This is a genomic window from Flavobacterium sp., from assembly GCF_043778725.1.
Lineage (GTDB): Bacteria > Bacteroidota > Bacteroidia > Flavobacteriales > Flavobacteriaceae > Flavobacterium.
This window is the reverse complement of the sequence record NZ_JAYWFT010000170.1, coordinates 1-7,717: the sequence shown is the minus strand read 5'-3', so window position 1 is coordinate 7,717 and position 7,717 is coordinate 1. Positions and strand designations below refer to the sequence as shown.

The following is a 7,717-nucleotide window of genomic DNA, read 5'->3' as shown; positions in this document are numbered from 1 at the left end:
GGTTGGGACGGAACTTATAACGGTAACCTAATGATATCAACAGATTATTGGTTTACGGTTGACTATAACGAAGCCGACGCATTAAAACAATTTAGAGCCCATTTCACATTAAAAAGATAATAACAATGAAGTTTAGACATTTTTTTCTAGCATTAGTATTATTAATTACTAAGCAAACTTATTCACAAGAGATATTGCCAGTTTATTCTGATTATTTATCTGATAACTATTTCTTGTTGCATCCTTCAATGGCAGGTGCAGCAAATTGTTCTAAACTGCGTTTAACAGGAAGGCAACAATGGTTTGGTCAAAATGATGCTCCAGCTTTACAAACATTAAGTTTTAACGGAAGTGTTTCTGATAATGATGGTTTAGGAATCATTTTGATAAACGATAAAAATGGATATCATTCTCAGAAAGGTGTTCGATTTGCCTATGCGCATCATATTCGATTTTCACGCGATGATATTGATTTGAATCAATTGTCATTTGGTATGAATTTTGGTTTTGCACAAAGTTTACTTGATGAAACAGATTTTCTGACAAACAATCCTACTTATGATCCAATAATTGATGGAACTATTGTTCAAAAAGCTACTTATTTTAATGTTGATATTGGTGCTTCATATAATTTCTTAGATTTTTATGCTCACTTTACGGTAAAAAATGCTTTGGCTAGTGAAAGAAAATTATATTCAGATAGAGAGCCAGTGAATTTAAAACGTTTAATCTACAACATGGGTTATACATTTGGAGATTCAGAAAACTTGATGTTTGAACCTTCAATGATGTTTCAACATGTTTTTCAAACTAAAGAATCGTCTATTGACTTGAATATGAAAGTTTACAAAACATTAGATTTTGGAAAGCTTTGGGGTGGATTATCTTATAGAAGATCTTTGGATGGTGCAGAATATGTAAATGGGAATGCAATAGCTAAACAAAAGTTGCAATATTTTACACCAATCTTAGGGATAAACTATAAAAATTATATGTTTGCTTATACCTACTCTGCTTTGTTAGGCAATGTTAAGTTTGATACTGGTGGTTTTCACCAAATTACTTTAGGTATAAATTTATTCTGTAAACCAGAGAAATACCACTGTAATTGTCCTGCAGTAAACTAAAAAATTTATATAAACAATCCCGGTAATTTTATCGGGATTATTTTTTTTGAAAAAGTATGATAATAAAATCTGTAAACGGAAAATCTCCAAAAATCCCTGAAGATTGTTATGTGGCTGAAAATGCTACAATAGTTGGTGATGTAGAATTTGGCTCACAATGTAGTGTTTGGTTTAATGCTGTGATTAGAGGTGACGTTCATTACATTAAAATTGGAAATAAAGTAAATATTCAAGATGGTGCAGTAATTCATGCTACCTATTTAAAACATCCTACAATTATTGGTAATAATGTTTCTATTGGTCACAATGCCATTGTTCATGGATGTACACTTCATGATAATGTGCTTATTGGTATGGGAGCAATTGTAATGGATAATTGTGTGGTTGAAAGCAATTCAATTGTTGCTGCTGGTGCTGTATTGACGCAGAATACTGTTGTTGAATCTGGAACTATTTATGCTGGTGTTCCGGCTAAGAAGGTAAAGGATATTAATGCATCGGATTTTGCTGGTGAGATTGAGCGTATTTCTAATAATTATGTTATGTATTCGGGTTGGTTTAAAGAGGAATAGTGTTTTTGAAACTTTACTTTTGGAGAAACCATGGCACAGCAATTGGGTAGCAATTACTACAACTCACCATATAAGTTTAATGGTAAAGAACTAGATGAAGAAACAGGCTTTTATTATTATGGCGCAAGGTACTATGACCCAAGAATAAGTATTTGGCAAAGTGTTGATCCATTAGCTGAGAAGTATCCGAATGTTAGTCCTTACAATTATTGCCTTAATAATCCCATAAATGCAATCGACCCTGATGGTAAAGAAATTATATTTATGACAGGTGAAGGTAAAAACGCCAGAAATTTCACATATCGAAATGGTAATTTCTATGACAGACAAAGTGGTAAAAGATATAATCCAGGAAAAGAAAATGTGAGTAAAACAATGTATAAATTATTGACAGTTTATAGAAAAATAGAAAGCTCAAATGATAAAATTCTAAAAAATCAATTACATACTCTAGAGAAAAGTGATTTAGAACATACTATTTATGAGAGTAAGTATGGCAAAAATACAGTTGTAACTAACGGAGTCACAAAAGATCCAGAAATGATAGGTCCAATAGCCACTTCTACAAGACACTCTTTTTCAGAGGAGAGTAAAAAACAATTTGAAGAAACCACAGGTGTGCCTGCTTCTGATTTTACAACAGTTGTTCATGAAATGCGACATCAATATGATTACGATATTGGAAATTATGCTGACGGCATTGACTCATCATCAGAAGATCCTATGGAAATAAGAGCTGTTTATAATGAAAATAGAGCTAGAAAAATAGACCAATTGCCAAAGAGGACAAAGTATGGTGGTAAGAAAATTGATCCTAAAAAATTAGACAATCCTCCTAACAATAAAAATGTAATAATTGATTAATGAAAAATTTAAATTTTATTTTATTCATTCTAATCTTATTTGATTCGTGCAATCAAAATAAAGACATTATAAATGAAAAATTCGTAGAGAAATTAGAAGTCAGTAGCTATAAAACTCCATCAAAATATGGGGAGTTAAACCTTTTTATTTTATCTTCTGAAAATGATTTTATAATAACAAATGCGAATTATCTCAATTATGTTTATAAAAAGTATTATGTGAATTCTTTTAAAAATTTCCATTCTTTTTTATCCGAAGTCTTAAATCAAAGGACTAGATTAGATAAAAAAAAGTTTGATAATATTCCTTTTAAAATATTTAAAATAGATTATCCGATTAAAAAAGAATATGAAGACAATACATTTAAATATTTTTTTTCTAAATATACAACACAATCCAAATTTGAAAAAGGAAAACTACTTTTAAAACAAGATATTGGAAATTTTAATAAAACAATGTCTGTTTGTTATTTTCTCTATTTAAATGGATATCAAATTGAGTTTGATGACAACATAGGTATTTATTATGTAATAAAAAGAGAATCTATTTTTTGAGGTCTTTCAGACCTGCTCCGCATAGTGTTCTAGTTAAAATAAATGTTTTACAGAAAAGCGGCGCAAATGTCTACCAGCTGCGCAAAGTGTTCTAATTAAAAAATTGACCAGCTGCGCAAAGTGTTCTAGTTAAAATAAATATTCACCAGCTACGCAAAGTGTTCCTGAAAAAAGCTGCGCAAATGTCTCCTGACTTTGCGCAATTTATTTATATTTGATAACCAAGCTCCGCAAAGAGTTCCTATGGAAAGCTGCGCAAATGTCTCCTGACTTTGCGTAATTTTTTTATATTTGATAAAACCAGCTGCGCAAAGTGTTCTAGTTAAAATAAATGTTCTACTGAAATGCTGCGCAAATGTCTCCTGACTTTGCGCTTTTTTTTCATTTTATTAAATTTAAGATAAGAAAATATAGTCTATAAATTAAGTGATGACAATGCAAGTATTTTTGATCTTTCAACAATCCAGCTCCGCAAAGAGTTTCTGGAAAAAGCTGCGCAAATGTCTCTTGACTTTGCGCAATTTTCTTTATATTTGATAAAGTCTAAATTTATGAAAGAAGGTTATGTAATAAGAGAACAATCATTGCCTCATTTTTTAACAGCAACAGTTGTAGATTGGGTTGATGTATTTTCAAGAAAAAATCATCAACATACTGTTATAGAATGCGCATTTAAGTAATCTTTTCGAGTAGTCTTTTGTGCTGTAGTTCTAATTACTTTTTTAATCATCAATGACTTGTGTCTAAATTTTATTTTTTTAAAAAATGCACACGACTTTGTGTACAAATTTTATTCTTTAAAAAAATAGATACAAAATAAAATCACTGCAATTAATTAACGAATATGTTTTGCTCTTGAAAGAAAAGAGGATTTATTATTTAGGACTTAACAAGGCTAATAGTTGGTTTTTTCGGACAACAATGATTGAAAATAATTTTTTGAAAAAAATCACTCACTTTTCAGCCCTGATGGGAGCGATACCTTGTTTAGCGGACAGCAGGAACACGGATTACAAGAATTACTACTGATTCGCTCCAAATTTATATTCTAAGCAACTTTCTTCCGTGAATTAAAACTTCGGGATTTATTAATATGATGCAAAAAACTCCAGATACAACTAGAAATTTTAAGATGTTGTGAAGTTGTAAATACTGAGGTTTACTGTTTGATTTCCAGAGAAGTAAGAGGAAGAAAATCAATATTATTAGGCTGATGTAAAAGTAAATATCCATGTAGCCAACATCGTAAATATCTACTAAAAAATAGACAGGTATGATGGTTAGAATGGTCAATGTAGTTATTATTTTTTTGGCAAAAACTTCTCCATATTTAACCGGAATTGTCAGGTAATCGTTGGCAATATCACCTTTTATGTTTTCTAAATCTTTTATTATTTCACGAATTAAAAGTAATAAAAACAAGAAGGTTGCGTGTGCAAATATCTCAGGATAGAGGTTTTTGTAATATAATAAAATAGCAAAAAATGGTAAAACTGCCAAAAGTGAGGCTGTTAGATTGCCTATTATCGGATATTTTTTTAGTTTGTGTGAGTAAAACCAAATTAAAAAAATGTAAACCGAAAAGAATAAAACGGCTCTAAAAGAAACAAAAAACGCAATTAAAGCAACTACAAAATTAACAGTAAAATAGACTTGTAGTTTGGTTCTTTGGCTTACTAAACGGTCTAGTTTAGACTTGTTTGGTCTGTTTATTAAATCTTTTTTGCTGTCGTAAAAATTATTAATAATATAACCCGATGCAATTGTTAAACTTGATGCAATAACAATTATAAAAAGATTGAAATCGAGCAAAACCGATAAAGCTCTTTTCTCTGGTGCCATTATAAAAATAGCCGATAGGTATTGCGCCAATGCAATAATTGGGATGTTGTAGCCACGAACCACAGAAAACATACTGACTATTTTCAGTAATGTAATTTTGGTTTGTCTGCTTAACATGTTTTTGAAGTATTAGAAATTATAGACAACTTCTAATTTGTAATCTTTTAAAGATAGTTTTGCTTTTTCTAAATCTTCTGTGAAACCAAGAATATAGCCACCACCACCAGAACCACAAAGTTTTAAGTAGTAATCGTTGGTATCAATTCCGTTTTGCCAAACTCCGTGAAATTGCTCAGGAATCATTGGTTTGAAATTGTTTAAAACGACTTTCGATAGTTTTTTGGTATTAGAAAATAATGATTTCATGTCGCCACCAAGAAAGTTCTCTACACATAAATCGGTGTATTTTACAAACTGATTTTTTAGCATAGTACGAAAACCTTGATCTTTTAGGTTTTCCATAAAGATATTCACCATTGGAGCAGTTTCTCCAACAATTCCTGAATCTAACAAAAATACTGCGCCTTTACCATTGGTGCTTTGTGTTGGAATTCCTGTTGCTTCAATATTGTCTTTAGAATTTATTAAAATTGGAATACTCAAATAGCTATTTAATGGGTCAAGACCGGAACTTTTTCCGTGAAAAAATGATTCCATTTGAGAAAAAACAGCTTTTAGTTGCAATAATTTTTCTCTAGTAAGATTTTCAAGAACAGTAATTTTATTGTTTGCATATTTGTCATAAATAGCGGCAACTAATGCGCCACTACTTCCTACACCATAACCTTGTGGAATGCTAGAGTCAAAGTACATGCCACGTTCAACATCAGATTTTAAAATATCTAAATTAAAGGTTACAAGTTCTGGTTGATCGTTTTGCAATTGCTCTAAATAAACTAGAAAACGTCTTAGGCTTAGGTTAGATTTTACCGCTTCATCAGATGGATTTTCATCTACTTTTAATGCGCCATTATAAAAATTATAAGGAATAGACAAACCTTTAGAATCTCTAATGATTCCGTATTCTCCAAAGAGAAGTATTTTCGAGTAAAATAAGGGTCCTTTCATATTCAGATTTGAGGTAAAATTAAATTATATTTTGTGAACCAAAACCAATTTCATCACAAATATACTGACCATTTTGACAATAGCCAACTAATTCGTCCTTAATAAATTGCAAAGTTTCAACGGTAACGTTTTCGGGATACAAAACATGAACATTTGCACCAGCATCTAACGTGAAACAAACAGGAATTTTAGTTTCATTTCTAAATTTCCAAATTTTATTGATGATTTCCAATGTGTTAGGTTTCATCAAAATAAAATAAGGCAAAGATGTCATCATCATTGCATGTAAAGTCAAGGCTTCACTTTCTACAATTTTGATAAAATCTTCTAAATTTCCATTCTCTAAAACGGATTTTATAGCAGATAAATTGTGGTGCGCTTGCAAAAATCGTTGTTCGGCATACGGATGATTGTGCATTAAATCGTGTCCGACTGTACTTGATACTTGTTTTTCGCCTTTATCAACCAACAAAATAGTATCTTGATATTTCTTAAAGTTTGAATGTATTTCAAATGGAAATTCCACTCCAAATAAATCGGAACTTTCTTTTATTTCTTCATGTTTTCCCCAAACTACAATGCTTCCTTTTACACTTCTGCAAGCACTTCCAGAACCAAGTCTTGCTAAAAAAGAGGCTTTTTGGTAAAAATAGCTTTCAGATATTTCTGGGTTTAAAAGTTTTTCTAAACTCATTATGTTCATTGCCAAAGCTGCCATTCCAGATGCGGAAGATGCAATTCCAGAACTGTGTGGAAAGGTATTTTGGGTATCAATTGTAAAATGATAATTTGTCAAATACGGACAATAAACTTCAATTCGCTCTAAAAATTTTTGAATTTTTGGTTTAAAATCTTCTTTTGGTTTTCCTTCAAACAGTAAATCGAAAGAAAATTTAGCAGATGTTTTGTCAACTGTAGTTGAAATTTCTCGCTTTGAAAAGTTAAGTTTTGTAGTTGTTTTACAGTTTTTTAAAGTAAAACTAATAGAAGGATTAGCCGGAATTTGATGCTCCTTTTTACCCCAATATTTTACTAAAGCAATATTACTTGGCGCACTCCATTCAAAGTTTCCTTCTTCAATAGTGTGAGAAAATTGGGTTGCAATAAAATCCTTTTCGGATATCATATGTTATAAATTTATGCAAAGATACCTATTTTAGAAAAACAATATAATTTTGTTCACTATATTTGTTCAAAATATAAACAAAATGCAAAAGATACTTAGAATTGCCGTTGTCGTAATGACATGTTTGGTTATTGGTTATTTTTCTGGAATGGTTACTCGTGAAAGCATCACTACTTGGTATCCAACATTGATAAAGCCAGTTTTTAATCCGCCAAATTGGATTTTTGCACCAGTGTGGACTGTTTTATATATTATGATTGGCGTTGCCGGAGGAATGGTTTGGAACAGATTAGAATTAGATCCAGAAAAGGTTAAAAAAGCTTTTTTGTTTTTTGTAATTCAATTGGCATTAAATGCTTTGTGGTCTTATTTGTTCTTTGGTTTTCACAATCCTCTTTTGGCTTTGATAGAGATTGTTTTATTATGGCTGATCATTTTTGAAACCTATACTCAATTTAAAAAAATTGATAAAGTTGCCGGAATGTTATTTATTCCATACCTGGCTTGGGTAAGTTTTGCTATGATATTAAACGGAAGTATTTGGTGGCTTAATAGATAAAAAAA

Annotated in this window: 9 protein-coding genes and 1 pseudogene; 7 read left to right on the top strand and 3 right to left on the bottom strand. The window is 30.8% G+C overall.

Annotated features, from left to right (window positions below):
- From ACH2CG_RS15525 to ACH2CG_RS15500, 6 genes and pseudogenes are all read left to right on the top strand, one after another.
- Positions 1–120 (top strand): T9SS type B sorting domain-containing protein (locus ACH2CG_RS15525; RefSeq protein ID WP_395066830.1); only part of this gene is annotated, 120 nt, incomplete at its 5' end.
- A 5-nt stretch (positions 121–125) separates the two neighbouring features.
- The gene (locus ACH2CG_RS15520; protein ID WP_395066828.1) at positions 126–1,127 is read left to right on the top strand and encodes a type IX secretion system membrane protein PorP/SprF; all 1,002 of its coding nucleotides are present in this window, start codon (positions 126–128) and stop codon (positions 1,125–1,127) included.
- A 56-nt stretch (positions 1,128–1,183) separates the two neighbouring features.
- On the top strand, positions 1,184–1,699 hold the full coding sequence (locus ACH2CG_RS15515; RefSeq protein WP_395066826.1) for a gamma carbonic anhydrase family protein: 516 nt from the start codon (positions 1,184–1,186) through the stop codon (positions 1,697–1,699).
- Positions 1,700–1,726: 27 nt separating this feature from the next.
- A pseudogene (locus ACH2CG_RS15510) lies at positions 1,727–2,563 on the top strand (RHS repeat-associated core domain-containing protein); the annotation flags it as partial.
- Positions 2,563–3,117 carry a hypothetical protein gene (locus ACH2CG_RS15505; protein ID WP_395066824.1) on the top strand — a complete coding sequence of 185 codons (555 nt, stop codon included), beginning with the start codon at positions 2,563–2,565 and terminating at the stop codon, positions 3,115–3,117. The pseudogene ACH2CG_RS15510 and the gene ACH2CG_RS15505, both read left to right, overlap by 1 nt.
- A gap of 500 nt (positions 3,118–3,617) precedes the next feature.
- Complete coding sequence (locus ACH2CG_RS15500) at positions 3,618–3,797, top strand: hypothetical protein (protein WP_395066822.1); 180 nt, start codon at positions 3,618–3,620, stop codon at positions 3,795–3,797.
- A 361-nt stretch (positions 3,798–4,158) separates the two neighbouring features.
- On the opposite strand, the gene ACH2CG_RS15495 is transcribed toward ACH2CG_RS15500, so the two are convergent.
- Genes ACH2CG_RS15495 through ACH2CG_RS15485 form a run of 3 tightly spaced genes read right to left on the bottom strand, consistent with a single transcriptional unit; the run spans position 4,159 to position 7,153 of the window.
- Positions 4,159–5,076 carry a geranylgeranylglycerol-phosphate geranylgeranyltransferase gene (locus tag ACH2CG_RS15495; RefSeq protein ID WP_395066820.1) on the bottom strand — a complete coding sequence of 306 codons (918 nt, stop codon included), beginning with the start codon at positions 5,074–5,076 and terminating at the stop codon, positions 4,159–4,161.
- A gap of 12 nt (positions 5,077–5,088) precedes the next feature.
- Positions 5,089–6,027 carry a mevalonate kinase gene (locus ACH2CG_RS15490; RefSeq protein WP_395066818.1) on the bottom strand — a complete coding sequence of 313 codons (939 nt, stop codon included), beginning with the start codon at positions 6,025–6,027 and terminating at the stop codon, positions 5,089–5,091.
- Positions 6,028–6,046: 19 nt separating this feature from the next.
- Positions 6,047–7,153 carry a diphosphomevalonate/mevalonate 3,5-bisphosphate decarboxylase family protein gene (locus ACH2CG_RS15485; RefSeq protein ID WP_395066816.1) on the bottom strand — a complete coding sequence of 369 codons (1,107 nt, stop codon included), beginning with the start codon at positions 7,151–7,153 and terminating at the stop codon, positions 6,047–6,049.
- Between the two features lie 82 nt (positions 7,154–7,235).
- Here ACH2CG_RS15485 and ACH2CG_RS15480 point away from each other — a divergent pair, with 82 nt between their 5' ends.
- Positions 7,236–7,712, top strand: a complete 477-nt coding sequence (locus tag ACH2CG_RS15480) for a TspO/MBR family protein (protein WP_395066814.1) — start codon at positions 7,236–7,238, stop codon at positions 7,710–7,712.
- Positions 7,713–7,717 lie beyond the last annotated feature (5 nt).